This is a genomic window from Archangium lansingense, from assembly GCF_026626635.1.
GTDB lineage: Bacteria > Myxococcota > Myxococcia > Myxococcales > Myxococcaceae > Archangium > Archangium lansingense.
In genome coordinates, this window is record NZ_JAPNKA010000001.1 from 8,137,047 (window position 1) to 8,164,013 (window position 26,967).

Annotated in this window: 22 protein-coding genes; 9 read left to right on the plus strand and 13 right to left on the minus strand. The window is 68.6% G+C overall.

From position 1 onward, the window contains the following. Positions 1–8: 8 nt before the first annotated feature. The gene (gene argG, locus OV287_RS32480; protein WP_267537923.1) at positions 9–1,361 is read right to left on the minus strand and encodes an argininosuccinate synthase; all 1,353 of its coding nucleotides are present in this window, start codon (positions 1,359–1,361) and stop codon (positions 9–11) included. A gap of 188 nt (positions 1,362–1,549) precedes the next feature. Here argG and OV287_RS32485 point away from each other — a divergent pair, with 188 nt between their 5' ends. The 5 genes from OV287_RS32485 to OV287_RS32505 all read left to right on the plus strand — a co-directional run bounded on the left by OV287_RS32485 (position 1,550) and on the right by OV287_RS32505 (position 6,764). Further along, the gene (locus tag OV287_RS32485) at positions 1,550–1,831 is read left to right on the plus strand and encodes a hypothetical protein (RefSeq protein WP_267537924.1); all 282 of its coding nucleotides are present in this window, start codon (positions 1,550–1,552) and stop codon (positions 1,829–1,831) included. 140 nt (positions 1,832–1,971) lie between these two features. After that, a complete protein-coding gene (gene hutU, locus OV287_RS32490) occupies positions 1,972–3,627 on the plus strand; it encodes a urocanate hydratase (protein ID WP_308809757.1) in 1,656 nt (551 codons plus the stop codon). A gap of 3 nt (positions 3,628–3,630) precedes the next feature. Beyond that, entirely contained in the window at positions 3,631–4,896 is a 1,266-nt protein-coding gene (gene hutI / locus OV287_RS32495) for an imidazolonepropionase (RefSeq protein ID WP_267537925.1), read from the plus strand. Positions 4,897–4,967: 71 nt separating this feature from the next. Next, positions 4,968–5,807, plus strand: a complete 840-nt coding sequence (locus tag OV287_RS32500; protein WP_267537926.1) for a class II glutamine amidotransferase — start codon at positions 4,968–4,970, stop codon at positions 5,805–5,807. Between the two features lie 63 nt (positions 5,808–5,870). Further along, positions 5,871–6,764 (plus strand): RING finger protein, encoded by an 894-nt coding sequence (locus OV287_RS32505; protein WP_267537927.1) that lies wholly within the window; start codon positions 5,871–5,873, stop codon positions 6,762–6,764. 9 nt (positions 6,765–6,773) lie between these two features. Here OV287_RS32505 and OV287_RS32510 read toward each other — a convergent pair whose 3' ends face one another. Then, the gene (locus tag OV287_RS32510) at positions 6,774–9,014 is read right to left on the minus strand and encodes an FG-GAP repeat domain-containing protein (protein WP_267537928.1); all 2,241 of its coding nucleotides are present in this window, start codon (positions 9,012–9,014) and stop codon (positions 6,774–6,776) included. 223 nt (positions 9,015–9,237) lie between these two features. Between OV287_RS32510 and OV287_RS32515 the strand changes: the two genes are divergently transcribed. Beyond that, the gene (locus tag OV287_RS32515; RefSeq protein WP_267537929.1) at positions 9,238–10,395 is read left to right on the plus strand and encodes a hypothetical protein; all 1,158 of its coding nucleotides are present in this window, start codon (positions 9,238–9,240) and stop codon (positions 10,393–10,395) included. 69 nt (positions 10,396–10,464) lie between these two features. Here the strand turns inward: OV287_RS32515 and OV287_RS32520 are convergent, their stop codons facing one another. From OV287_RS32520 to tilS, 9 genes are all read right to left on the minus strand, one after another. Beyond that, entirely contained in the window at positions 10,465–10,893 is a 429-nt protein-coding gene (locus OV287_RS32520) for a CBM20 domain-containing protein (protein ID WP_267537930.1), read from the minus strand. Positions 10,894–11,011: 118 nt separating this feature from the next. After that, positions 11,012–11,497, minus strand: coding sequence for a tRNA (adenosine(37)-N6)-threonylcarbamoyltransferase complex ATPase subunit type 1 TsaE (gene tsaE, locus OV287_RS32525; RefSeq protein ID WP_267537931.1), 486 nt, complete (start codon positions 11,495–11,497; stop codon positions 11,012–11,014). Next, entirely contained in the window at positions 11,494–13,026 is a 1,533-nt protein-coding gene (locus OV287_RS32530; protein ID WP_267537932.1) for an NAD(P)H-hydrate dehydratase, read from the minus strand. The genes tsaE and OV287_RS32530 overlap by 4 nt, the downstream gene beginning before the upstream one ends. Positions 13,027–13,029: 3 nt before the next feature. Continuing rightward, positions 13,030–13,407 carry a holo-ACP synthase gene (gene acpS, locus OV287_RS32535; RefSeq protein WP_267537933.1) on the minus strand — a complete coding sequence of 126 codons (378 nt, stop codon included), beginning with the start codon at positions 13,405–13,407 and terminating at the stop codon, positions 13,030–13,032. A 6-nt stretch (positions 13,408–13,413) separates the two neighbouring features. Next, the gene (locus OV287_RS32540; protein WP_267537934.1) at positions 13,414–14,139 is read right to left on the minus strand and encodes a pyridoxine 5'-phosphate synthase; all 726 of its coding nucleotides are present in this window, start codon (positions 14,137–14,139) and stop codon (positions 13,414–13,416) included. Positions 14,140–14,229: 90 nt separating this feature from the next. Then, entirely contained in the window at positions 14,230–15,624 is a 1,395-nt protein-coding gene (gene glmM, locus OV287_RS32545; protein WP_267537935.1) for a phosphoglucosamine mutase, read from the minus strand. A 194-nt stretch (positions 15,625–15,818) separates the two neighbouring features. Next, the gene (gene folP, locus OV287_RS32550) at positions 15,819–17,069 is read right to left on the minus strand and encodes a dihydropteroate synthase (RefSeq protein WP_267537936.1); all 1,251 of its coding nucleotides are present in this window, start codon (positions 17,067–17,069) and stop codon (positions 15,819–15,821) included. Between the two features lie 91 nt (positions 17,070–17,160). Further along, positions 17,161–19,080: an ATP-dependent zinc metalloprotease FtsH gene (gene ftsH / locus OV287_RS32555; protein ID WP_267537937.1), complete on the minus strand. Its 1,920-nt coding sequence runs from the start codon at positions 19,078–19,080 to the stop codon at positions 17,161–17,163. Between the two features lie 180 nt (positions 19,081–19,260). Next, the gene (gene tilS / locus OV287_RS32560) at positions 19,261–20,643 is read right to left on the minus strand and encodes a tRNA lysidine(34) synthetase TilS (RefSeq protein ID WP_267537938.1); all 1,383 of its coding nucleotides are present in this window, start codon (positions 20,641–20,643) and stop codon (positions 19,261–19,263) included. A gap of 461 nt (positions 20,644–21,104) precedes the next feature. Here tilS and OV287_RS32565 point away from each other — a divergent pair, with 461 nt between their 5' ends. Beyond that, positions 21,105–21,317, plus strand: a complete 213-nt coding sequence (locus OV287_RS32565; RefSeq protein WP_002628981.1) for a TIGR04563 family protein — start codon at positions 21,105–21,107, stop codon at positions 21,315–21,317. A gap of 5 nt (positions 21,318–21,322) precedes the next feature. Beyond that, positions 21,323–21,532 (plus strand): TIGR04563 family protein, encoded by a 210-nt coding sequence (locus OV287_RS32570; protein ID WP_267537939.1) that lies wholly within the window; start codon positions 21,323–21,325, stop codon positions 21,530–21,532. A 21-nt stretch (positions 21,533–21,553) separates the two neighbouring features. Here OV287_RS32570 and OV287_RS32575 read toward each other — a convergent pair whose 3' ends face one another. Together OV287_RS32575 and OV287_RS32580 are read right to left on the minus strand one after the other, a co-directional pair. After that, complete coding sequence (locus tag OV287_RS32575; protein ID WP_267537940.1) at positions 21,554–22,393, minus strand: 5'-nucleotidase C-terminal domain-containing protein; 840 nt, start codon at positions 22,391–22,393, stop codon at positions 21,554–21,556. Then, complete coding sequence (locus tag OV287_RS32580) at positions 22,393–25,308, minus strand: TonB-dependent receptor domain-containing protein (protein ID WP_267537941.1); 2,916 nt, start codon at positions 25,306–25,308, stop codon at positions 22,393–22,395. Before OV287_RS32580 ends, OV287_RS32575 begins: the two co-directional genes overlap by 1 nt. A 105-nt stretch (positions 25,309–25,413) precedes the next feature. On the opposite strand from OV287_RS32580, the gene OV287_RS32585 reads away from it, so the two are divergent. Further along, positions 25,414–26,964, plus strand: coding sequence for a ChaN family lipoprotein (locus tag OV287_RS32585; protein WP_267537942.1), 1,551 nt, complete (start codon positions 25,414–25,416; stop codon positions 26,962–26,964). Positions 26,965–26,967 lie beyond the last annotated feature (3 nt).

A 26,967-nucleotide genomic window follows, 5' to 3' on the forward strand; every position in this document is an offset into this window, starting at 1 on the left:
GGTAAGCCTCACTCTTCCTCGCCATCGCCGAGGAGCTGGGCGAGGCCGGGGCCGGTGCCAGTGCCCTCCGAGAGGCGGCGGACGCTGGAGAGGTGGTGCAGGAGCAGGCCGCGGTTGTCGCCGACGGCGAGGTTCTGCATCTCCAGGGCGCCGATGCGGTCCTCCGGGGTGAAGGCGCTGGCGACCTTCTCCATGGAGAGCTTGTCCGGATCGTAGGCCATGTGCTCGGCCTGGGTGTCGAGCAGGGTGTAGTCGTCACCGCGGCGCAGCTCCAGGGTAACGCTGCCGGTGATGCTGGGGGCCACCCACCGGGTGAGCGAGTCCTTGAGGAGCAGGGCCTCGGGATCGAACCACTTGCCCTCGTAGAGGAAGCGGCCGAGGCGGCGACCCAGGGAGAAGTAGAGATCGGTGGTGGACTCGTTGTGGATGGCGGAGAGCAGGCGCTCGTAGACGATGTGGAGCAGCGCCATGCCGGGAGCCTCGTAGATGCCGCGGCTCTTGGCGTCGATGACGCGGTTCTCCAGCTGGTCGCTCATGCCCAGTCCGTGGCGCCCGCCGATGCGGTTGCACTCCAGGAAGAGCTCGAAGATGGAGGGGAAGCGCTTGCCGTTGAGGGACACGGGCAGGCCCTGGGCGAACTCCACGGTGACGCGCTCGGGGCGGACGTCCACCTCGGGGCGCCAGTGGGCCACGCCCATGATGGGCTCCACGATGTTCATGCCCTTGTTGAGGTGCTCCAGGTCCTTGGCCTCGTGCGTGGCGCCGAGCACGTTGGCGTCGGTGGAGTAGGCCTTCTCGGTGCCCATCTTGTAGGGCATGCCGATGGAGACGAGGTACTCGCTCATCTCCTTGCGGCCGCCGAAGGCGTTGACGAACTCCGGGTCCAACCAGGGCTTGTAGATGCGCAGCTCCGGGTTGACGAGGATGCCGTACCGGTAGAAGCGCTGGATGTCGTTGCCCTTGTGGGTGCTGCCATCACCGAAGACGTTCACCGAGTCCTCGCGCATGGCGCGGACGATGGCGGTGGTGGTGACGGCACGGCCCAGGGGGGTGGTGTTGAAGTACTTCTTGCCGCCCACGGACAGGTGGAAGGCGCCGCACTGGATGGCGATGAGGCCCTCGCGCACCATGGCCTCGCGGCAGTCCACGAGCCGGGCCTGCTTCGCGCCGTGCGTCAGGGCGACGGGCGGGATGTCGGCGGGGTTCTTCTCGTCGGGCTGGGCGAGGTCGGCGGTGTAGGCGTACACCTCGAGGCCCTTGCGAGACATCCACGCCACAGCGGCGCGGGTGTCGAGACCACCCGAGAAAGCGAGACCAATCCGGGTACCAGCGGGGGGAAGCGAACGATAGATGCGGCTCATGGCGCGGTGCGTGGTAGCACGGAACGGCCCGGGCGTCCTGCGTCACGTGAATACACTGTGGCCCAGGATGTGGTGCAGACCCTATGACCGGTAAACGAATCGTCAAGGAGGAACCCATTCCCGAGGAATGGCGTGGGCGCCGGGTCGGGCTCATGGATGCATTGCTCTACGCCCGCAAGCAGATCCTCATGAAGAGAGGTCTCTGGTTCGCGACGGGATTCGATACGGTGGAATCCCTCGTCTCGTTCACGCGCGGGTGGGCATCGAACACCCAGTTCAACGGCGGAGAGGATCAGGAGTGGCAGGACTTCCTGGAGTGGCTCGACGAAGTGAAGCACGAGTTGCCTCTCGAGGGCTGGCACGTGAAGTACCTGCGCGACTGCGGCGGGGATCACGAGCGGGCGGCCCTGAAGTTCCTCGACTTCGCCGCCGAGTTTGTCGCCTTGCGACGCAAGACGCCCGCTTCTTGACGACCCAGAGCATCGCGCACAAGCCACTGTCCCACTGATGGCGGACATTCCGTCTCCTGTAGTGGAAACCCCTCAACTCGGGCGCGCATCCCCCCCCGGCTTCGGCTAGTGTCCGCGCCGCGAAATCTTCGAGGAGACACATGTCCCGTACCATTCGTGCCCCCCGCGGAACCGCCCTGTCCTGCAAGGGATGGGTCCAGGAAGCCGCCCTCCGCATGCTGATGAACAACCTGGACCCCGACGTGGCCGAGCGCCCCGAGGACCTGGTCGTCTACGGCGGCATCGGCAAGGCCGCCCGCGACTGGGCCTCGTTCGACCGGATCGTCGACGGTCTGCGCCGCCTCACCGATGAGGAGACGCTGCTCGTCCAGTCCGGCAAGCCCGTCGGCATCCTCCGCACCCACCCGGACGCCCCCCGCGTCCTCATCGCCAACTCCAACCTCGTGGGCCACTGGGCCAACTGGGACCACTTCTTCGAGCTTGAGAAGAAGGGTCTCATGATGTACGGCCAGATGACCGCCGGCTCGTGGATCTACATCGGCACCCAGGGCATCCTCCAGGGCACCTACGAGACCTTTGCCCAGGCCGGCCGCGTCCACTTCGGCTCCGATGACCTCTCCGGCCGGCTCGTCCTCTCCGGCGGTCTCGGCGGCATGGGCGGCGCTCAGCCCCTGGCCGCCACCATGAACAACGCCGTCTTCCTCGGCGTGGAGATCGATCCCACCCGCGCCCAGCGCCGCGTGGAGACCCGCTACCTGGATGTCATCGCCAAGGACCTCGACGAGGCCATCTCCCTCGCGAAGGAGGCCCAGGCCAGGCGCGTGGGCCGCTCCATCGGCATCATCGGCAACGCGGCCCAGGTGTTCCGCGAGCTGTACCGGCGCGGCATCAAGCCGGACTTCGTCACGGACCAGACCAGCGCGCATGATCCGCTCAACGGCTACATCCCCGCGGACATGACCCTGGAGTCGGCGGCCGAGCTGCGCAAGCGCGACCCGAAGGCCTACGTGGAGAAGGCCCGCCAGTCCATGCGGACGCAGGTGGAAGCCATGCTGGACTTCGCGAAGGCCGGCAGCCACGTCTTCGACTACGGCAACAACATCCGCGCCCAGGCGCAGCTCGCCGGCCTGGAGAACGCCTTCGACTTCCCCGGCTTCGTGCCGGCCTACATCCGCCCCATGTTCTGCGAGGGCCTCGGGCCCTTCCGCTGGGTGGCGCTCTCGGGAGACCCCGAGGACATCCGCCGCACCGACGAGGCCGTGCTGGAGCTCTTCCCCAAGAAGGAGTCGCTGCGCCGCTGGCTCACCCTGGCGCGCGAGCGCATCGCCTTCCAGGGCCTGCCCGCGCGCATCTGCTGGCTGGGCTACGGCGAGCGCGCCAAGGCCGGCCTGCGCTTCAACGAGATGGTCCGCAAGGGCGAGGTGAAGGCCCCCATCGTCATCGGGCGCGATCACCTGGACTGCGGCTCGGTGGCCTCGCCCAACCGCGAGACGGAGTCCATGAAGGACGGCACCGACGCCGTGGCCGACTGGCCCATCCTCAACGCCCTCGTCAACGCGGTGAACGGCGCCTCCTGGGTGTCCTTCCACCACGGTGGCGGCGTGGGCATGGGCTACTCGCTGCATGCCGGGCAGGTCATCGTCGCTGACGGCACCCCCGAGGCCGCCCGCCGCATCGAGCGCGTGCTCACCTCGGATCCGGCCATGGGCGTGCTGCGCCACGCCGACGCCGGCTACCCGGAGGCCATCGAGGTCGCTCGCGACCGCGGAGTCCGCATCCCTGGCATCACCGAGTGACGCATGGAAACCCTGGAGCTGCTGATCCGCAACACGTCCGAGGTGCTCACCGTGGAGGGCTCCCACCTGGAGCCCGCCGAGCGCGCCCTCACACCCCAACCCAACGCCTGTGTCGGCGTACGCCGGGGAAAGGTCTGGTACGTGGGCTCCGAGGGCAGCCTGCCCAAGGGGGCGGTGGGCCCCTCCACCCGGGTGCTGGACGCCCACGGCCAGTTCGTGGGCCCCGGCTTCGTGGATCCACACACCCACGCCGTCTTCGCCGGTGAGCGTGCGGCGGAGTTCGACCTGCGCTGCCAGGGTGCCACCTATCTGCAGATCGCCCAGGCCGGCGGTGGCATCGCCAACACCGTGCGCGCCACCCGCTTCGCCAACGAGGAGGACCTCATCCGACTCGCCCTGCCCCGCCTCCAGCTCATGCTGGAGTACGGCATCACCACCGCCGAGGTGAAGAGCGGCTACGGCCTGTCCCTCCAGGACGAGCTGAAGATGCTCAAGGTGGTGCAGCGGCTCTCCACCCTTCAGCCCCTGGAGCTGATCCCCACCCTCATGTGCGCACACGCCGTCCCCGAGGAGTACCGGGAGTGGCGCGAGGCCTACATGGATCTCTGCATCAAGGAGATCATCCCCACCGTGGCCGAGCAGGGGCTGGCGCGCTTCTGCGATATTTTCGTCGAGGAGGGCGCCTTCTCCCACGCGGAGGCCCGCCGGATTCTAGGGGCCGCCAAGAAGCTGGGGTTGAAGCCCCGGCTGCACGTGGACCAGCTCACCGCCGGAGGAGGCGCGGAGCTGGCGGCCGAGCTGGGTGCTGCTACCGCGGACCACCTGGAGCATGTGAGCGACGCGGGCATCCGCGCCCTGGCCGAGGCCGGCGTCAGTGCCGTCCTCGTCCCCACCGCCACCCTCTTCCTGCGCGTGCGCCCCTACGCTCCCGGGCGCAAGCTGCGCGACGCCGGCGTCAACGTGGCGCTCGGTACCAACCTCAATCCCGGCTCCGCCATGAGCGAGAACCTCCCCATTGCCCTGGGGCTCGCCTGCCTGGAGAACGGACTGACGGCCGCCGAGGCCTACTGGGCTGCTACCCGAGGGGCAGCCCTCGCGCTTGGTTTGAACACATACGGCCGGATTACCGTGGGGGATCCGGCAAACATTGTCGTTTTTTCGTGCTCAAACTATCGCCACTTGCCCTATCACCTGGGAATCAATCACGCGCGGATTGTCATTAAAGATGGCCACGTGGTGATAGAAAACGAGCGAGCCCTCTGTCCGTGACGTCGAGCGGACAGGAGTGGCATGGCGGGACTTCCCGTCAGGGCCGGCCGTTATAATCAGACAAGAAGACCATGTGCCGTCTCTTTGGCTTCCGCTCCGCTGTCCCCACCGCCGTCCACCCTTCCCTCGTGACGGAGAAGAACTCTCTTGTCCAGCAGTCGAGGGAGCATAAAGACGGCTGGGGTATCGCCTCCTACGAAGCAGGTGAGCAACCGCTCGTCGCACACGGGCTGGGACCGGCGTACTGCGATCCCGACTTCGAGCGAGTGAGCAGCCGGGTGTCCTCCCGGACGGTCGTCGCTCATCTGCGCCTGGCCTCGGTGGGCAAGGTGGAGAAGCGCAACGCCCACCCCTTCCTCCATGGCCGCTGGTGCTTCGTGCACAACGGCACGCTGAGGAACTTCGCGCAGCGCCAGGCGGAGGTGGAATCGCTCATCCGCCCGGACCTGCTGGCCCACATCCAGGGCGCCACGGACTCGGAGCGCTGCTTCTATCTCTTCCTCACCCGGCTCGCGGCGCGGCAGTCGCTGGAGGGCGCGACGTGCGTGGAGAAGGTGGCCTGCGCGCTGGCGGAGACGATGGGGCTGGTGTCGGCCATCACGGACACGCCGGGAGAGACGCGCTCGTCGATGAACTTCCTCGTGACGAACGGGGATGTGATGGTGGCCACGCGGCGCAACCGGACGCTCTTCCTGTCGGACACGGCGCCCGAGACGGGCAAGCGCCCGCACCGCATGCACTCGGGGCCGCCCAAGCCGGGGACTCAGTTGGAGCAGTTCGTGCTCGCCAGCGAGCAGCTCTCGGGCGAGGACCACTGGCACATCATCGACGAGGAGGACATCGTCGGCGTGAACAGCAGCCTCGTCCTCCACCGCTGGAAGGTGCAGGATCTGAGCACTCCAAAGCTCTGAGCGTCAGGGCTCCGCCCCCGCCAGGGGCAGGTCACGTCCAGATGCGATAGAACCGGGGTCTGCATGCAACCGACCCCGGCCCCGAACGACACTCTCCAGCAGACTGCCGTCTGTCCCGAGCACCCGGAACGCGCCTCCGTCGCCCCGTGCGAGCGTTGCGGCCGCTTCCTCTGTGAGGCGTGCCTCGCCTCGCGGACGCCGCCGCGCTGTGAGCCGTGTGATGTCCGGGCCCGAGATCCGCTGGGCCTGCTCGCCCTGCCCTTCTCCATCGGTGGGGCCCTGAGCACCGGCTGGAAGCTCTTCGCGCGCACCCTCCCCCAGATCCTCCCCATCTCCGTGCTCTTCGGCATCTTCGGAGGGCTGATCACCTATGCGATCGAGGCGAACGGCGGCAAATCCAACAGCGCCGACCGCATCTTCGATGCGACCGTCGGGCTGGTCTCGGTGGGCGCCTACCTGGCGCTGATGGTGGGAGTGGCCGAGGGCGCCCCGCGCACCCTGGGCTCGGCACTCAAGGAGGGCCTGGGCGCCTGGCCCAGGCTCTTCGGCGCGCGCTTCCGCAGCGGGTTGCTGATCCTCCTCTTCACCCTGCTGCTCGTGATTCCCGGCATCATGAAGGCCGTCAGTCTCGCCGTGGCGACGGAGGCGGCCTTCCGGGAGCCCAACTTGGATGCGCTCGACAACTCCACGCAGCTCACCGAGGGACGGCGCTGGGAGGTCTTCGGCCTGTTCGTGGTCTGCTACGCCATCGTCTTCCTGGCCGTCTTTCCGATCGGCTTCGTTGGAAGCCTGATTGACGAGCTGCTCCCCATCAGCGGGGCCGTCTCGAGCATCCTCATTGACGCGGGAATCCGGCTGGCGGAGGCCTATTCCTGTGGCGTGGCGCTCGCGGCGTTCTATGGCCTCAAGCGCTCTCAGGGACAGGAGCTCGAACCGCTCCCGTCCTCCGCCGGATAGCCAGTTTCCCTAGGGCTGGCACGTGTTGAGCAACACGCCCACGCTGGCGCTGCTGAAGTGGGCCGTCGCCACGTCGAGCCGGCCATCGGCGTTCAGGTCGCCCACTGCCACTCCCATGGTGTCCAGCCCGGACGCGTACAGCCGCGGCTGCTCGAAGGTGCCATCGCCACGGCCAGCGTAGATGCCCACGGCGGACGAGCCGCCGTCGGGCACGGCCAGGTCCAACACGCCATCGCCGTCGAAGTCACCCGTGCTCAGGCTGTAGATCCAGTAGATCCAACCAACCTTGGGGTAGGTCGCATGGGGCAGGAACCCACCCAGCCCGTCGTTGAGGAGGATGCCTAGCGAGCTCGGGGCCTCGTTGCTCACCGCCACGTCGAGCCAGCCATCTCCATTGAAGTCTCCAGCGGTGATGGCGCGGGTGCTCGCGCCGGTGGGGAGCAGGGGCTGAGGCGAGAAGCCCGCCCACCCATCGTTGCGCATGAGGAAGACGCCGCCGCTCTGGGGCGTGCTCCCGAGATCGCTCACGGCCAGATCCAGGTCTCCATCTCGATCGAAGTCACCCCGGGCCACCAAGGCGGGCTGGCCGCCGACAGGGTACGTCTCCACGGCTGGGAAGGAGCCCGTCCCATCATTGAACAGGATGGCGATCGAGCCGGTGTTGATGTCGGGCGCGACCAGCTCCAGGTCTCCGTCTCCATCGAGATCCACGGGGAGCACCTGGGTGATGCTGGTGGCGGTATGCACGGTCTGGAGGGTGAACGTGCCGGTCCCCTGGTTCACGAGAGCCGTCACGGTGCTGATGACGCCGCTGGCCGCGTCGCCGAGGTTGGCCACGACCAGGTCCAGGTCTCCATCCGCGTCGAGGTCCCCTCCCTCCACCGAGACGGGGAGCGAACCGGTCGCGTAATCCACCCGCGTGCCAAGGGTGCCGTTGCCCTGGTTGGGCATCACGCTGACGGTGCCCGCGGTGGAGTTGGCCACTGCCACATCCAGCCGCCCATCCCCGGTCACGTCCCCCGTGGAGAGAGAGAGCGCGCCGGTGCCCGCGGCGTACGGAGTCGCCCGGGAGAACGTCCCATCTCCCCGGTTGAGGAACACCCGCGAGCCACCGAGGCCCGCGGTGGTGATGGCCACGTCCGGGCCCTGGTTCGAGTCGAAGTCCGCCGCCGTCACCGAGGTGGGGAAGCTGACGGGCACGGTCACCTGCGCGGCGAAGGAGCCGTTGCCCTGGTTCCTCAGCAGGCCCAGGGTGTTGCTCCGGTAGTTGGCAACGGCGAGATCCGCCCGGGAGTCGAGGTCGAGATCGACGGCGGCGATCGACATGGGGTTGGTGCCCACCGGGAGGGTGGCCAGCGGGGAAAAGGTGCCGCCTCCCAATCCGCGCAATACGCTCACCGAGGCGGAGCCATAGTTGGCCACGGCCAGGTCCAGGATGCCGTCTCCATCGGCGTTCAGGACGGTGAGGGAATAGGGTTGCGAGCCCACTGCGAAGGCGCTCTGGGCCGCGAACGTCCCGTTGCCCAGGTTGAGCAGCACCCCCACCGAGCCGGCCCCCTGGTTGGTCACGGCGAGGTCCGCCCGGCCGTCCTGGTTGAAGTCGCCCGAGGTGAGGCCCCGGGGATTGAGCGAGGTGGCGTAGGTCGTCTGAGTGCCGAACGTGCCGTTGCCGTTGCCGCGCAGGACGCTCACGGTGCCGGCGCCGTAGTTGCTCACCGCCAGGTCCTGCTTGCCATCCCCGTCGAGGTCCACCACCACGAGGCCCGAGGGGTTGGTACCCACCGCGTAGGTGACCTGAGTGCCAAAGGAGCCATTGCCCTGGTTGAGCAAAATGCCCACGGCATGGTCGCTGGAACCAGCCACCGCCAGGTCCGGCAGGCCATCCCCGTTGAGGTCTCGCGCCACGACGGCCCTCGGATTGCGAACCACCGGGAGGCTGCCAGACGGCGTGAAGGAGCCGCTGCCGTCGCCGCGCAGCAGGTGCAGCTTGTTCTCGTTGACGCTGGCCACGACCAGGTCCGTCTTCCCGTCCCCGTCGAAGTCCACGGAGGTGGAAGCGAAGGGCACTCCGCTCGTCAGGTTCGCCGAGCCCGCCGCCCCGAAGGCCCCCTCGGGGCAGGACCCGGCCAATTGGCTCTGGGCCTGTCCGGTGCCGCTCTCCTCCAACTCCCCGGTGGCGCCACAACCCGTGAGGCCGGCAGTCCCCATCACCGCCAGCCCCGAACAAACCACTGTCTTCCACGTGCTCATGTCCTGCTCCCGTTGTCTCCGTCGCCTGGACGAAACGAGGGTGCCCGCACGAAGGCTCCAGGCCCGTGCGCTCACCGTCTTTCATCAGGTGTACTTTCCGGGTCCGACACATGACCCACCCTGATCGGTCGTTACCAACCCGAGCCCCGCGCCTCGTCCCCTCCGGGCGACATCCGTCCTATGCTCGGCCCAGCACGACCCGAAGCACCCGCAGGAGCGGCGCATGAGCACGAGACGTCCCCCGATTCCGGCCCATCTCCGGCTGCAGGCACTCACCACCCTCATCGCGGTGCTGACGAGCGGGTGCCTCGGTCACCACTATGACGTTTCGCGCGGAGAGTTGGAGCGGCTCGCGCAGCAGCCTCCGCAGACGCGCGGCCAGAACATCTACGCCGTGCAGCAGTTCACGACGGACTCGGAGCCGGAGGCGACCGGGCCCTGGTATCCCCCCCAGGAGGGGGCACCACCGCCGGGCTACTCGATGGGCCTGCACGGCTACTGGGTCCCCGACTTCTACATCGACTTCGGTGCGCCCTATTACGATCCGCCCGTCTATACGCGGCCTTCTGTCCACGATGCGTCGCCCGTCTCCGGAAACGTGTCCGGCGTAGGGTCGGCCGGGAGCAGCTCGTCCTCTGGCTCCGTCGGCAACGTGGGCAACGTGGGCGAGGCCATCGTGGTGGTCATCGTCATCGGTGTCGTGGTCGGCATCGCGCTCGCCGCCACCGAGGGCGCTCGCTACGAGGGCGCGGTCGCCGTGCATCCGCAGCACCCGGTCCACCTCTGGCATCGCAACGGTCGCCAGAGCACCGTCGGACTCGACCAGCTCACTCCCGACCAGTTGGGAGATGTGGAGAGGGCCACGCTGTCGGGCCGTGAAGGCGCTGGGATGTGGCTGCGCGGGGCCGCGCCGCTCAATCGCGCGGGTTTCTCGTATCAGTTCGGCGCTGGCGAGGACCGGCTCGCGCTGCCCGGCGGGGAGAATCCGCGGAGCCTCGGTTTCCGCTTCGCGCTCGGCTACTACCCCGTGAAGCAGTTCGGCCTTCTCACCGACACGCGCCTGCAGACGGGCGATTTCAACGGCGGCAGCTTCTACAACGTGCGCCTCGGCCTGGAGGCCCAATGGTTCCCCCTCGCCATCTGGCGCCTGCACCTGGGTCCCTTCGTTGGCGGTGGGCAGTCGTGGTCCGCCTCGGAGGGAGGAGCCCTGCCGACCACAAGTGGCGCGCGACCCTATGTCTCCTTCGGCGCGATCGCGGAGATCGAGATTGCCACGCGCCTGGGGCTCACCTTCCGCTGGAACCAGGACTGGCTGCCCACCGCCACCCCGAATACCCGCGACATGATCAGCTCGTGGTCGGTGGGGCTCTCCGTCTACTGAGCGGCGGCCCGCCCATCTGAGCGATGAGCGGGTGCCGCTGGGCGCCTCAACGCATCGGGACGAGGAACTTCACCGAGGCCCCTGGCTCGGCTCGCCCCAGCGGGCCACGGTGACCTCCACCGTCATGTCGCCGTCCACCCGGAAGGAGTGACGAGGCACCGCCGTGCCCTCCGCGGAGATCTCGGAGCGCCAGGCGTCCTCCACCCAGAGATCGAATGAGACCTCCGCACCCACCGGGAGGCGCACCGAGCCCGTGTACTGCCCCTCACGCGCGCGGCGCAGACGGAAGCCCGGAGCCGTGTCGCTTCCGAGCGATGGATCCGAGCCCACCACGGTGACGACCACGTTGGCCGGAGTGTCCGTGGGGACCTTCACGTCGAAGGAGACGGTGGCGTGGGGATACTGCTGCGGGGGCGGCTCAATGGCACCACACCCCGCCAGCACCACGCTGACCAAGGAAACGAGCAGGAACCACTTCGCGGAGAGAGAGAGGTTCATGGGGCGAGAATAGACCCGGACCCCACCTCACTGGGCAGCGAGCAGGGGGACGACCCTCACCCCAACCCTCGCCCAGAGGTAGAGGGGGCCTTACGATGTTCGACACTTAGCGATTCGCTCAGCGATTCGCCGGCAACCACGCCTCGAGCAGCTCCGCGGGCCGTGCGCCCCAAGCCTCAGCCACCAGCTCGCGCGACTCCTCGCCCGCATCCCGGAGGGTGATGCGCAGGAACTCGCGAGGCGCAGCCTCGGGAATCCGGTCCAGCCACTCGACCAGCACCGCGCCGTCCCCTCCCACCAGGTCCAGGAAGCCCGTGGCGTACAGCTCGTCGTAGTCGGCCAGCCGGTAGAGGTCGGCGTGGTACAGCGGCAGCCGGCCCCGGTACGGGTACACGATGGCGAAGGTGGGGCTGGCCACCTCCGAGCGAGACACACCCGCGCCCTCGGCCACGCCGCGCACCAGGTGCGTCTTGCCCGCGCCCAGGTCTCCCACCAGCCCCACGAAGTCCCCCGGCTGGAGCAGCTGCCCGAGCCGCAGGCCCAACCGATGGGTCTCCTCGGGCGAGCCCGAGAGCAGCGTCCGGCTCAGCGTGGGCGTGCTCATCGGTTCCACCTCGTCCACACGTTGCACATCCCCTTGGCCACATCCGTGGCGATCAGCCCCAACCGGCCGCGCCGGGCCACCATCAGGTCCGCCGCCAGCCCATGGGCGTACACAGCCGTCCAGGCGGCCTCGGGGAGCTTCAGGCCCTGCCCCAGCAACGCGCCCAGCACGCCGCTCAGCACATCGCCCATGCCCCCGGTGGCCATGCCCGGGTTGCCCGTGGGGTTGATGAACACGGTGCCATCATGGTGCGCGATGAGGGTCCGCGCGCCCTTGAGGACCAGCGTCACCTCGTGAGTGCACGCGAAGTCCCGAGCTACCTCCACACGGGCCTTCTGCAGGTCCTTCGTGGGCACGCCCGTGAGGCGCGACATCTCACCCGGGTGCGGGGTGAGCACCAGCGGCCCCTTCGCCCGGCGGAGCACCTCCAGGTCAGTGGCAACGGCATTGAGCGCATCCGCGTCCAGCACCGTGGGGACCTCCACGCGCGAGAGCAGCTCGCCCAGCAGCTTCACCGTCTCGTCGCCGCGGGGAATGCCCGGGCCGATGACGAGCACATCCTTCTTCTCCGCCGCCTCCAGCAGCGGCTCCAGGTCCGCCAGGCCAAGCGGCCCCTGTCTCTCCAGCGGCCAGCCCATCACCTCGGGAGCGTGGCCGAGCACCGACTCCACCACCTCCGAGCGGGTGGCCACGGTGACGAGCCCCGCCCCACCGCGCAGCGCGCCCAGAGCGGACATGGCCGCCGCGCCGGACTTGCCATGGCTGCCGGCCACCACCAACACGTGCCCGTAGCTCCCCTTGTGCGTGTCCGAGCGGCGCGGAGCGATGGCCCCTCGCGCGTCAGACTCCTCAACGAAGTACAGCTCCCGGCCCTCCTGGGGAGTAACGGCCTCGGGAGGAATACCGATGTCCACGCACCGCAGCTCGCCGCACAGGGTGGCACCGGGCTCCAGCACCTGCCCCTGCTTGTGAAAACCGAAGGTGACGGTGAGGTCAGCCTCCACGCAGGGGGTGAAGGGCTCACCGGTGTCCGTGTGCAGCCCCGAGGGGAGGTCCGCGGCCACGACCTTCGCCCCGGCCGCGCGCCAGCAGAGCATGTGCTGGATGGCCTCGGCGAACTCTCCCGCCGGAGCCCGGGTGAGCCCCGTGCCGAAGAGCGCGTCCACCACCACGTCCCCGGCCCTCGCCTCCACCTCGCCGAGCGGCTGGGGGAGATGAAGGCCGTAAGGCTCCAGTGCGTGCAGGTTGCGCTGGGACTCGGGCGTCAGCTTTGCCCTGTCTCCCACCAGCACCAGCGTCACGCGCAGCCCGGAGATGTGGAGGAAGCGAGCCGCCACCAGCCCATCCCCACCGTTGTTGCCGGGTCCGCACACCACCACGTACCGCGAGCCCGTGGTGCCGAGCTCGCGCGCCGCGTCCGCCAGCCACCGGCCAGCGTTCTCCATCAGCAGGGGCGAGGGCATGCCGAAACGGGACTCGGCAGCCTGGTCGGCCGCGCGCATCCGGGCGGCGGTGAGGACACGACGCATGGCTCAGCTCCTCTCCTGGAGAATCACCGTCGCGGCGGCGACTCCAGCGTCATGGGTGAGCGCGAGGAAGGCCTCCGCGCGCCGCTTCTCCATCTCCGCGAGCGCCACCCCCGAGAGGCGGAAACGAGGCGGACCGCCCTCACGCACCACCTCCATGTCCTGCCAGGTGATGCCCGGCGGGGCGCCCAGCGCCTTCACCAGGGCCTCCTTGGCGGCGAAGCGGGCCGCGTAGGCACTCGCGGCGTCCGCCCGTCCGCTGCACAAGGCGCGCTCGGCCTCCGTGTACACACGAGCCAGGAAGCGATCGGCGCGCGGTCCGTCCAGGATGCGCTGGATGCGCTCCACCGAGCAGATGTCCATCCCCAGGCCGAGCAGTGCCATGGCGCTCTACCCCGGGTTGCGCATCAGCTCGACCATCTCCCGCACCGCCCGCTCGAAGCCCACCAGCACCGCCCTGGCGACGATGGAGTGCCCGATGTTCAGCTCGTCGATCTCCTGGATGCGAGCGATGGGCAGCACGTTGTCGTAGTTGAGCCCGTGGCCCGCGGCCACGCTCATGCCCAACCGTGCCGCCGCCTTCGCCGCGTCGACGATGCGGCTCAGCTCCCGGGACCGCTCGCGCTCGTTGCGAGCCTCGCAGTAGCGCCCGGTGTGCAGCTCAATCCGGTCCGCGTTCACCTTGTGCGACGCGCGCACCTGGTCCAGGTCCGGATCGATGAACAGCGAGACGGTGATCTCCCCGTCCTTGAGGTTCTTGATGATTTTGGCGATGTGCTCGCGCTGCCCGGCCACGTCGAGCCCGCCCTCGGTGGTGAGCTCCTCGCGCCGCTCGGGCACCAGCGTCACCACGTCCGGCTTGTGCTCGTAGGCGATCTTCACCATCTCCTGGGTGGCCGCCATCTCCAGGTTGAGCAGCGTCTGGACCGTCTCCCGGAGGATGCGCAGATCGCGCTCCTGGATGTGGCGCCGGTCCTCACGCAGGTGGATGGTGATCTGCCCGGCCCCGGCCAGCTCGGCCATGGCTGCCGCCGTCACCGGATCCGGATACGTGGTCCGCCGCGCCTGACGCAGCGTGGCCACGTGGTCCACATTCACACCCAATCGCTGTCCCATCTCGGCCGCTCTCCTCGCGCGCGCATCAGACCGGAACCTGGTCCGTCCCGGCCCGTGCGCGCCCTTCTATTGGCGGCCCGAGACCGGAAGTCAACCGTTCAGAGCCTTGGAGAGCGCCTCGGCGATCTCCCGGGCGTACTGCTCGTTGCGCGCGGCGTCGATGCCCTCGATGAGGACGCGGGCCTTGGGCTCGGTGCCGGAGAAGCGCACCAGCACCCGGCCGTCCTTGCCCAGCTTCTTCTCCACGTCCTGGATGGCCTTCATCACCGTGGGCAGCTCGCCCAGCTCGCGCTTCTGCTTGACCACCACGTTGACGAGCGTCTGCGGCACCGGCTCGAAGATGGAGGCCAGCTCGCTCACCGGCTTCTGCTGGCGGCACATGACGGCCAGGAGCTGGAGCGCGGCCAGGGTGCCGTCGCCCGTGGTGGTGTGATCCGAGAAGATGAGGTGACCGCTCTGCTCGCCACCGATGTTGTAGCCGTTCTTGCGCATCTCCTCGACGACGTAGCGGTCACCCACCTTGGTGCGGACGACCTTCACGCCCCAGCGCGACACCGCCCGCTCCAGGCCGATGTTGCTCATCACCGTGGAGACGAGCGTCTTCTTCTTGAGCTCCTTGCGGGTGACGAGCTCGCCGGTGCAGATGGCCATGATGGCATCGCCATCCACCACGTTGCCCTTCTCGTCCACGACGATGAGGCGGTCCGCGTCACCGTCGAGCGCGATGCCCAGGTGCGCCCCATGCTTCACCACCGCGCGAGACAGGTTCTCCGGGTGGAGCGCGCCGCACTTGTGGTTGATGTTCTTGCCGTCCGGCTGCACGCCCAGGGCAATCACCTTGGCGCCCAGCTCCTCGAGCACCGAGGGGGCCGTCTTGTAGGCGGCGCCGTTGGCGCAGTCGACGACGATGGTCATCCCCTCCAGCGTCAGCTCGCGAGGGAAGCACGTCTTGAGGAACACGATGTAGCGGCCGCGCGCGTCCTCCAGGCGGAAGGCCCGGCCGATCTTCGTCGCGGTGGGGCGGATGGAGTCGATGGCACCACTGGCCACCAGCTCCTCGATCTTCGCCTCCGTCTCGTCCGGCAGCTTGAAGCCGTCGCGCCAGAAGAACTTGATGCCGTTGTCCTGGTACGGGTTGTGGGAGGCGGAGATGACGGCGCCCGCGTCCGCCCGCATGGAGGTGGTGAGGTTGGCGATGCCCGGGGTGGGCAGCGGACCCACCAGGTCCACGTCCACGCCCATGGAGGTGAGGCCGGCGGCGAGCGCCTGCTCCAGCATGTAGCCGGACAAGCGCGTGTCCTTGCCGATGATGACGCGGTGCCGGTGAGGCCCGTTGCGGATGAGATGCGCGAGCGCACGGCCCAGCTGCATCGCGACTTCCGCGGTCATCGGGTAGACGTTGGCGACGCCGCGGACACCGTCCGTGCCGAAAAGCCGCTGCGAGGCCCGCCCTTCCTTCGGGGGCATGTTCATCCTGTAAGCCATAGTGTGCCGCTCCACCTTTTCCATGAGCCTGGCCATGACGCCAGACCGCCGACGCCGAGGGCTTATACCCTGCCCTCCACAGCGCCCGAAGCTAGGGAGTAGATGCCCCCTGGACAAGCTTGCGGCCGGTCAGGCTGCCCCACCCCGTGGTGGGTCGGGCCGCTTCATACATCCTCCCTGAAGGAGAATCTCCCTCAACCGCGCACTTTTCCCGGCTGGTAGAGCGCGCCGCCGTCCAGGGCCGAGCGCACGGCGTCCGCCACTGTGAGTGCGTCCTTCACCTCGGTCACGTCGTGCACGCGCACGAAGTCCGCGTTCCCAGCGGCGGCCATGGTCGCCACTGAACCCAGGGTCGCGGCCAGCCGCTCGTTCGCCGGCTTGCCCCCCACGAGCTTCCCGAGGAAGGACTTGCGGCTGGTGCCCACCAGCAGCGGCAGCCCCAGCATGCGCAGCTCGTCCAGCCGCCGCAGCAGGAAGAGGTTGTGCCCGAGTGTCTTGCCGAAGCCGATGCCCGGGTCCACCAGCACACGCTCGCGCGGCACGCCCGCCGCCACCGCCCGCTCCACGCCCTCCTCCAGGAAGGTCAGCACCTCGTCCACCACGTCCTCGTAGTGCGGGTCCTTCTGCATCGTCTGCGGGGTGCCCTGGATATGCATCAGGCAACAGGCCGCCCCCGCCTCGGCCGTGACACGAGGCAGCTCGGAGTCGAAGTGGAAGCCGCTGATGTCGTTGACGAGCACCGCGCCGGCCTTCAGCGCCTCGCGGGCCACGGCCGCCTTGGTGGTGTCCACGGAGAGGGGCACGTCCGTGCGAGCCCGCAGCCCTTCGAGGACGGGGACGATGCGCGCCGCTTCCTCTTCGGCGGACACAGGCGGCGAGCCCGGCCGGGTGGACTCCCCGCCCACGTCGAGCACGTCCGCCCCCGCCTCGGCCAGCCGCAGCCCATGAGCCACGGCGGCCTCGGTGCCGAAGTAGCGTCCCCCGTCCGAGAAGCTGTCCGGCGTCACGTTCACCACGCCCATGACATGGGTGCGCGTCCCGAAGGTGAAGGTCCGTGAACCCAGCACCAGCGGGGCCGGCGGCGCCGAGGCCTCCAGCACGCGCGCCAACGCCCCGGCCAATCCAGCCAGCTCCGGCCGCGCCTTCGCCTCGACCACCACGCGCTCGAACTGCTCCTTGCGTCCGAAGAGCAACCCCGTGCCGGGCCGCGAGCGCAGATCTCCCGCCACCCAGGAGGGGTACTCCTCGCGCCCGGGGGTCTCGGAGGCCTGGAAGAGGCCAGCGAGGAAGCGGCCCTGCTCGCGCTCCAGGCCGGTGAGCAGCACGTGCAGCGCGGGCACCTTCTCCAGCAGGTACTCACGGGCGGGGGTGGGCAACCCCATGCGCAGGAAGGCCGGCTCGAGGTCGGCGGGGCGATCGACACGGATGGGGCGGGCGCGAATCATGTCGGAGGGGCTCCGGGAACTTCGGAAAGCAGAAGGGCCCTCCCCACAAAAGTGGAGAGGGCCCGGGTTCTACACGGAAGCGAAGCTCAGGCTACGCCTTGTTCGGCTCCATGTTGGGGAGCCCCTCGAGCGCATCGAGGATCTTCCGCTTGTCCTTCTTCTCGGTGGACTTCGACGGCGGCGCCACGACGCGGGGAGGCGGACGCTCGCGGGTCAGCTGCCCGCCCTGGAGGAGGATGTTGACGTCCTCGGCATCCAGCGTCTCGTACTCCACCAGCGCATCGGCCACGCGATTGAGGCCCTCGAGGTGCTCGGTGAGCACCCGCTTGCCGTTCTCGTAGCAGCTCATGACGATGCTGCGCACCTCGGCGTCGATCTGCCGCGCGGTGTCCTCGGAGTAGTCCTTGGCCGAGTTGAAGTCGCGGCCCAGGAACACCTCACCGTCGCTCTTGCCGAAGGACAGGGGGCCCATCTTCTCGCTCATGCCCCAGCGGCACACCATGGCGCGCGCCGTCTCGGTGGCACGCTCGATGTCGTTGGAGGCTCCGGAGCTCATCTCGTCGAAGATCAGCTCCTCGGCGATGCGGCCACCCATGGCCATGGTGATCTGATCGAGGATCTGCTTCTTGTACCCGTTGACCTTGTCCTCGAGGGGCAGGCTCCAGGTGAGACCCAGGGCCTGGCCGCGCGGGATGATGGTGACCTTGTGGAGGGGATCGCAGCCGGGCAGCAGCTTGGCGATCAGAGCATGGCCCGCCTCGTGGACGGCCGTGTTCTTCTTCTCCTTCTCGGTCATGATCATGGACTTGCGCTCGGGGCCCATGAAGACCTTGTCCTTGGCGGCCTCGAAGTCGCTGAGGTCCACACGCTCCTTGTTCTGGCGGGCGGCCATCAGCGCCGACTCGTTGACCAGGTTCTCCAGGTCCGCGCCCGTCATGCCCGGGGTACCGCGGGCGATGACCTCGAGCTCCACCTCGGGAGCCAGCGGCACGCGGCGGGTGTGCACCTTGAGCACGCCCAGGCGGCCCTTCAGGTCGGGACGGGGCACCACAATGCGCCGGTCGAAGCGGCCCGGGCGCTGGAGCGCGGGGTCCAACACGTCCGGACGGTTGGTGGCGGCGATGAGGATCACGCCCTCGTTGGACTCGAAGCCGTCCATCTCCACCAGGAGCTGGTTGAGCGTCTGCTCGCGCTCGTCGTGACCACCGCCGAGGCCCGCGCCACGGTGACGGCCCACGGCGTCGATCTCGTCGATGAAGATGATGCAGGGAGCGTTCTTCTTGCCCTGCTCGAACAGGTCGCGCACGCGGCTGGCGCCCACGCCCACGAACATCTCCACGAAGTCCGAGCCGGAGATGGAGAAGAACGGAACGCCGGCCTCACCGGCCACCGCGCGGGCCAGCAGCGTCTTGCCGGTACCCGGAGGGCCCATCATGAGCACGCCCTTGGGGATGCGGCCGCCCAGCTTGGTGAACTTCTTGGGGTCCTTGAGGAACGCGACGATCTCCTCCAGCTCCTCCTTGCACTCGTCGGCGCCGGCCACGTCCGCGAACGTGATCTTGTTGTGGCTCTCGTTGAGGAGCCGCGCCTTCGACTTGCCGAAGGTCATCGCCTTGCCGCTCCCACCCTGGAGCTGGCGCATGAAGAAGATGAAGAAGAGGAACAGGAAGACCACGGGCATCCACTGGCCCAGGATGGTGAGCCAGAGGCTGTTCTGCTCCTCCCGCTCGTACTTCACGTCCACGTTGCTCTTGCGCAGCTGCGCGAGCACCGTGGCATCCGGCTCGGGGCCGGTGGTCCGGAACTTCTGGTTCGTGTCAGTGAAGACACCCTGGTAGGTGTTCCCCTTGACCGACACGGCTTTGACGTTGTTGGTCTCCACCTTGTTCAGGAACTCGGTGAAGGTGGGCTCCTGGACCTGATCGTTGCTGGTGGAGAAGAAGTTGTAGAAGGCGACGAAGAGGACGATCAGGATGACCCAAAGGCCGATGGTCTTATAAGTCGAACGCACGTGTCAGCTGCCCTTTCGGAGCTCGGCGGTATGAGGGCACGGCCGAAAAATGCCCAGCAGTTTCGACCGTTTGTCACGACACCGGGCGTGTTGCCCGTTTATCGGACGGTATCAGCAACAGCAAAAACGCCTCAACTATTTTGGGGGTTCCATCCCCCGCCTCCCCCGCAGTGGTCCACTCTATAACGGAGAGGCGCCGGGCGTGCTCGCACCCGGAGGTGAGGCCCACAGAAAGAGGCGTACAGCGGCCTCGGACGTGGAATTCCAAACGCCCGGCACCCAGAGCACCGTCCGCTCAGCGTCCGTCACCACCGGCAGCAAGTCCCTTCGCTCGGCCGGAACGCGCCGGTCCACCAGCACGTCCTGCAGCTTGCGCGAGCCAGCGGGCCCCCGCACCCGGTCTCCCGGCCTGCGCGTCCGCACCGTCAGGGGCCACTGCGTCGCCTCGGACAGGGACAGGCCGAGCGTGCCCGGAGGAGGAGGCTCCGGCGCCACGATGAAGGTCCAGCCCGTGCCCGACTGCACTCCCGAGGCCCCCTCCCCTGCCAGCACCAGGGCCGGACGTGCCTCCGGCGGAGGCTCTTTGGAGGACTCGGAGCGTACGCAGCGCACGCGCCCGCCTGTGGTCCTCAATTGAAGGCCCCCTCGCACCTGCCCTCCCCGGAGGGTCACGGCGCGCCCCGTCTCCACGGACTTCAGGGCCCGGGCCAGGGAGGCCTCATCCACCTCCGCTCCGGACTCGGCCAGCAGGCGTGCGAGCACCCGGCGGCGCAAGGGCGGCTCCAGCGCGCGCACCCCCACCGCGTCCAGGCTTCCATCCGGAAGCACGAGCCGGTTCCAGGCTCCGTCCGCCAGCCCGCTCAGCAGGGCCTCGTCCTCGGCGGCCAACCGAGCGAAGGCGGCCAGCCGAGGCACCACCGGGAAGCCAGCGGCGCGCGCGAGCACCGGCAGCACCTCGTGGCGGATGCGGGTCCTTAGAAAGGCCGGGTCCCTGTTCATTGGATCCTGCACAAAGGAGAGGCCCTCCTCGGCCAGGAAGGCCTCCACCTCCTCGCGCGTGCGCTCGATGAGGGGGCGGACGAGGAAGGGGCGAGTCCGATGGATGCCCGCCGCGCCCCGCAGGGCCGTGCCCCGCACCAACCGCATGAGGAGCGTCTCCGCCTGGTCCGAGGCCGTGTGCGCCGTGGCCACCGCCTGGAGGCCCCGCTCGCGCCGCAGCGACTCCAGCGCCGAGTAGCGCGCCTCGCGGGCCCGCGCCTCCAGACCGGAACCCGGTGACAGATGCAACGCGAGGACATGGCAGGGCAGCTCCCAATGAGCAGCCAGCCGGGCAACCGCCTCTACCTCCTCCCGGGCTTCGGGCCTCAGGCCATGGTCGAGCGTCGCCACTTCCACTCGGAGAGCGAGGGACTCGCACACCTGGGCTGTGCCCACGAGCAGCGCCGTCGAGTCCGCGCCCCCTGAGACAGCCAGCAGGACGGAGCCGCCCACCAGCCCGAATTGCCGGTAGGACTCCGTCAAAGTCGTCGAAAACAGGACGCTGGCGTCACCAGTGGAGGGCATTGAACAGGGGAAGGAATCAGAATCGAGCGAGTCCGGTTACACCGGATGCTGCGGGTTGAAGGGGCTGAAGACGATTCTTATGATCGTCACGAAGGTCGCGATGGACGGGTTGGTCGGGTGGGTCGGGGAAAGTTGGCAGGGGGGAATGGGTCGCGCGACGCAAACTGTTCTGAACGTAGATTTTTGACGGAGTTGGGCCTAGGGGTCCCCCCCCTCCCCCTCTGGGCCCACGGGGCCGCCGGGATCAGTCCTGGCGGTCCTTCTTTCCGGAGCGCCCCGGATTCTTCCTTGACTGGAAGGATCCGGGGCGTTCCCTTTTGCGGGTTTTTTCCCCTGACGACGCCTGTATGGCTGCATACGGTACGAGAGCACTCCGAAACCGTTGACCCTTCAGGGCGTCTGTCGGATAACGACTCCGGTGTGTTCAGGTCGTCACCTCGTATCCGTTGCGGAGAGCCAGGATGGCAGGCACCGACAAGCGTAAGCAGTCCCTCTACTTCCCCGAGGAGATGCTCAAGGAGATCCAGGAGGAAGCCAATCGCCAGGATCGCTCGCTCTCGTGGGTGGTGCAGCAGGCCTGGAAGATCGCTCGAGACCGAATCAAGTCGTTCCCTGCGGTGAACGACGTGACGGGTGACGAGCGACAGGACCCTCGTGAAGAAGGGAGGTCCTGAGCTTCATGGCCGCCACCGATCATCGTAAGCAGAGTCTCTATTTCCCCGAGGACATGCTGGACGAAATCCAGCGTGAGGCGACGCGGCAGGACCGCTCGCTCTCGTGGATCGTTCAGCAGGCATGGAAGGTGGCTCGCGGAGAGCTGCGCAAGATGCCATCGCCCAACGACGTCTTCGGCCCCAATGAAGTGCCAGAGGAGCCCCCTCGGTCCTGACCGTGCCCCCCGCCCCCGGCCCTATGGCACCCCGGGCCGGGCGGGCCGGGCGCAGTGCTCGAAGAGAATGCGGCCAGCCTCCCTGAGGGCTCGGGTCTCGGTCGAGTAGTTCGACCGCATATGAGCCTCGGCGAGGTTGGCATCCGTGGCCTTGCCCTCCGCCCTGCTCGCGGTGACGGGGTTGCGTGAGAGATCCGTGGCCGCGTCCTTGAAGATGGCGCCGTAGCCATCCCCTCCTCCAAGCAGGAAGTTGGGCATCGCCACGCGGTAGACGATGGACGGATCCGCTCGAGGCGGCAGGGGTACCGTGCGCGCATTCACCTGGAGCGCCACCACCCGCTGGCCCGCGGGACGCTCGCAGTCCACGCTCACCGTGGTGCCCTCGGACACGTGCAGGAAGGCCCCGGAGGGAAAGAGGATGGGCTGGCCCTCCAGGTACAGCCCCGCCGCCGCGTGCTCGAACATGTCCACCAGCTGCTGCTCGGTGAGGTTCACCGTCACCACGGCGTTCTCGAAGAGGAGAATCTCGTGCAGCAGGCCTTTCTTGAGGGGCCCCTTGGGGACGACGGTGCGGGTGACGCACAGGCCCTCGGCGCGCAGCGAGCCCCCGTTGACGATGCCCAGCTCCGCCGGCGCCTTGGAGCCATCCTCCGCATGCCGGAAGGCATCCGCGGCGAGCTGGCCGAGGGCATTGTTGTCGTGGCGAGCGTAGGGCCTGTCGAGGAAGACGTCCTCGGCCAGGTAGCCGATGGTGGAGTCCGGATCGGCCACCAGCGGCTGACACGGATCGTTGTACTGCAAGCAGCCGAGACCCGGCGCGAGGGCCACGGCGAGGACGGCGGCGGTGAGCGTGCGGGACATCAGTTGCGAGCCCTCAGAGTGAGGAAGGCGGAGACGCCCTCGCGAGGAACCAGGCCAGGCATGCGATCCGGCCGGGGGACGTCATCGCGCAGGTCGGAGTCGAAGACGTTCTGCACCACCACGGCCAGCTCGAAGTGGTCGCCAATGGGCTCGGTGCGCACCTGCGCGGTGATGAGGCCGTAGGCCGGAATCTTGTAGCGGCGGATGAGCTCCAGCACGGAGCGGGTGTTGTTGCGCCGCTCGGCGCCCGCGCGCACCACGACATCGAAGTTGATGAAGTCCCCGATGGGCATGGACACGCCAGCGTTGAAGCGCGCCTGGGGAGTGTCGGTGAGGTAGCGGTGGTTGGCGGGCAGCTCCTGATCCTCGGCGCGGAAGAGGCTGGCGTTGATCCACGCGGTGGCACGCCTGGAAGCCTCCAAACGGGCCTCGCCCTCCACGCCGTAGACGAGCACGCCCAGCTCGCGGTTGCGCACCGGGACGATGTTGCCCGAGATGTCCACCGCCGCGATGGGGTTGGAGAAACTCTCCAGGAAGGCGTTGGCGCGCAGGCGCACGCGCGAGTCGCCAGAGACCTGGATGAGATCCGCGCCAGCCTCCAGCGTGTTCACCACCGAGGGCAACAGGGCCGGGTTCCCCTCGAAGCGGCCCTGGTTGTAGTAGGTGTTGGGGATGGTCTCCAACAGCTCCTGGAGCGTGGGCGGGCGGAAGGCTCGGCCGAAGAGCAGCTTGAGGACGAGCGAGTCGGTGGCGGAGAAGACGAGCCCCACGCGCGGGTTGACACTCGGCACCAGCTGAGTGCCGGTGATGGCGTTGGTGTTGTTCACGGACGGAAGCTGGGTGGCGTCCACGCGCACCCCAAAGGTGAGCGTGAGCGGCTCCACCACCGTCCACTGGTCCTGCGCGAAGGCACTGAACGTCAGGCGCCGCGACGCCGCGCCATCCGCGATCTTCAGCATGTCCACCACCCCCTCGGGAGTGGTCATCGAGGGCCGGAGCCGGCTGTCGAGGGTGTAGTTGGTCTCGTAGCTATAGTCGCCCAGCATCTGCAGCTCGGCCACGGCGCCCAGCGACAGGCGGTTGCCCTCGAAGAGCGCCAGGTCCGAGTCCACGCTGGCCCCGAGGGAGCGCACGGTGACGTGCGTCTGCTCGAGCATGCCGTCGGGGAAGAGCTGGTTGTCATCCGGACCGGTGCGGAAGCCGTCCGGGCCGATCTGGAAGAGCCGGTCCGTGTTCTGCTGCTCCCCATAGAGGCGAGCGCGCAGGCGGACCCGCTCGCTCAGCTCGTGCTCGTAGGTGACGTCGCCGAGGAACACCTGCCACCCCAGACGCGAGCCCGGACCCACGGTGTCGAAGAGGCCCACCAGAGCGGTGCGGTCCTCGGAGAGCAGCCGCGCGGAGACCTGGAGCTGGCTCTTGGGCGACACCTCGACACCGAACCCCAGGCCGAAGTTGAGCAGGAAGCGGTCGTCCTGGGTGTAGCCGGAGGGCTCCAACGGATCTCTCAGCTTCTGGGCGAGCGTGTCCGTGCTGAGCGCGTCCGTCTCGATCGGACTCGTCCCTCCCACCTGGTGCCAGACGTCCGCATCGCCGAAGAGCTTGAAGCGACCAAAGGAGTGGGCCCCAGTGACATGGCCATCGAACGTCGTGGCGAGCCGGTCATCGAGCTTGGGAAAACCACCCCCGGAGACGGCCGCGTGGATGCCTTCGGTGCGCTGGGTGACGAGGTTCACCACGCCCAGGAAGGCGCCGGCACCATAGAGCGCCGAGCCGGGCCCGCGGATGACCTCGATGCGCTCCAGGTTCTCCACCGGCAGGTTCATCAGGGCCTTGCCATCGAAGAAGCTGTTGAGGCGCTGGCCATTGAGGAGAAAGAGCACCTCGGCATCGTTGCGCAGGCCGCGGATGGCGACGCGGTGGAAGCCCTGCACATCACGGCTGAGGGTGAGCCCAGGCATCACGTCCAGCACGTCCGCCACCGTGCGCGCACCCAGCGCGCGGATCTGCTCACGCCCGAAGGAGGCGGCGATGGCGGGCACCTTCTTCACCTTCTCCTCGTGCCGGGTGGCCAGCGCCAGGGTGTCCTCGGCGGTGTAGAGGGCGAGGTCCTCCTCGAGCTCCGAGCGCTTCGACTCGGGCTGCTCGGGCTCGGCGGAACGCGAGGGCCGCGCGGGGGCTGGACGAGGGGTGGCACTCCCGCTGTCCGGAGGCAGCTCGGCGGTCAGGGCCGCCATGGCGTCATCGGACCCGGAGGACCCGGACTTCCGGACGGGCTCTGGCTTGCGCTCGCTCTTCGGGGCGGGCTCGGCCTTCAGGGCTGGCTCCGACTTTGGTGCCGGTTCCGACTTCGGTGCCGGCTCCACCCTCTTCGGTGCTGGTTCCGACTTCGGTGCCGGCTCCACTCTCGAAATGGGCTCACCCTTCCGGCCCGGCTCGGACTTGCGCTCGTTCCGGGAGGGAGGCTCGGCCTTGGCGACGGGCTCGGGCTCGACGGACCGGGTGGAGAGCGGCGTGCGCGTCGAGGGCACCTGGCCCACCACGACGACGCGGGCCGGCCGCGTGGCGCTCTTGTAGAGGGACAGGCGCTCTCCACTCGGAGTGAAACCCTCCACGTAGTACTCGACGCCGGGCGGGACCATGCTCATCGCGGGGATGGCCCCCCGGTACAGATCGCCGTACTGCAGTTCCAGGGCGGCCTCGGCGTAGGGCTCGCCCGGCCCGCGGTAGCGGATGACTACCCGCACGATGCGCTGCGTCCCGGTGAGCACGCCGTCCACGACGAGCGCCACCCCGGGCTCTGCCTGCGCGGGCGCGTTGTGCAGCAGCGACGACGGCTCCTGCGCAAGCACGGGCAGCGCCGTGAGGAGCACGAGCACGAGGAGGACGGGGCGTGATCTCGAAAGTACAGACTTCACGGGTAACCCCGATCGTCTCCCGAGGGGTTCGGCCCGTCAAGGAAGGGGGGTCAGGGGCGCCGAATTTTTGCCGGGCTGGCGCTCGCATGCGACTTGTGATCGTCCATGCGCGCGTCGCTCGCCCTCCACCTCGCCCTGTTCCGCCGTCAGAAGGCCCAGATTGCTCGGGCCATCGAGGGGCAGTCCGCGGCCTTCCGAGCCTATGAGACCCGCTACCGTCGGCGGACGTCCGAATACCGTCGGGTCCTGACGGCCTCGGCAGTGTCTCAGCGGGTGCAGGCAGCGGACGTGGTGTACGTGGGCGACTACCACACGCTGCCCCTGGCTCAGGAGACGTACCTGGAGCTGGTCGAGGGCGTGCGGGAGGCAGGCCGTCGGGTCGTCCTCGCGCTCGAGTGCGTGGAGGGACGGCACCAGTCAGCGGTGGAGGCGTACCTCGCGGGGCGCCTGGCGGAGAAGCCACTGCTCGCCCGGCTGGGGCATGGCACGAGCCAGGGCTCCTGGTCGGGCCTGCGCACGCTGCTGGCCTATGCGAAGCGTCATCGGCTGCAGGTGGTGGGCATCGACCGGCGCGCACAGGGCGAGCGCTCCCTGGAGCTGCGGGACGCGTACGCAGCGGAGCGAATCGCCCGGGCGGTGCGGGCGGAGGACAAGCCGCGGGTGATGGTGCTGGTGGGCCAGTACCACGTGGCGCCCTGCCACCTGCCGGCCCAGGTGGAGCGGGCCCTGGGCGAGGGGCATGGGACGCGCGGGCTGGTGGTGTACCAGAACGCCGAGGGCGTGTACTGGCGGCTGGCCCACGAGGGCAAGGTGGGCATGTCGCCCGCGGTGGAGCTGCCGGACGGCGCGGTGTGCTTGCTGAATGCCTCACCGGTGGTGTGCCAGCAGAGCTTCCTGGACTACCTGGAGGCGGAGTCCGGGGACTCGCCGCTGAGGGATCGGAGCGCGGCGGAGCGCTTCCGGGAGATGGCGAGCCTCATCGGCCGGCTGGCGGGAGTGCCGGTGGGCCGGTGGCTGGACGAGGTGGAGGTGGTGACGGCGGCGGACGAGGACGCGCTGGTGCGCATCCAGCAGCGAGGCCGCTTCACGCAGGGCGAGCTGCTCCAGCTCCGGCGGCACATCCTCTCGCGCGAGAGCTGCTACATCCCCCGGTCGCGGACGGCGTACCTGGCCTCGCTGTCGCTGAACCACGCGGCCGAGGAGGCGGCGCACTTCGTCCGGCACTGCGCGGTGGGCGACGCGATGGACGCGCCGCGACGGGCCTCGGATGCCTTCTACGCGCGGTGCCTGGAGGAGGCGCTGGGCTTCTTCGGCTCGAAGCTGGTGAACCCGCGGCGCACCTGCCTGGGAACGGGAGAGTGGGCGCTGCGCTTCGCTGGAGCGCGGGGCGTGGAGCGGCAGATCGCCGCGTTCGTGCTGGCGCACAAGGCGGCGGAGGTGGAGGTACCGGACGAGGCGGTGAAGCTGTTGCCCCTGCGCAAGGACCGGCTCTTCCACGGCGTCAGCCACGCGCTCGGCTATCTGCTGGGAGACGCGCTCTACCGGGACTTCGACGGGGGCAAAGTGGACCGCGCGGAGCTCCGCGCGCTGTTCCGCAATCCGCTGGAGGACCCGAGGGCTACGTACTTCGACTGGGTCCGCCGCCTGTCCGGGTGAGTC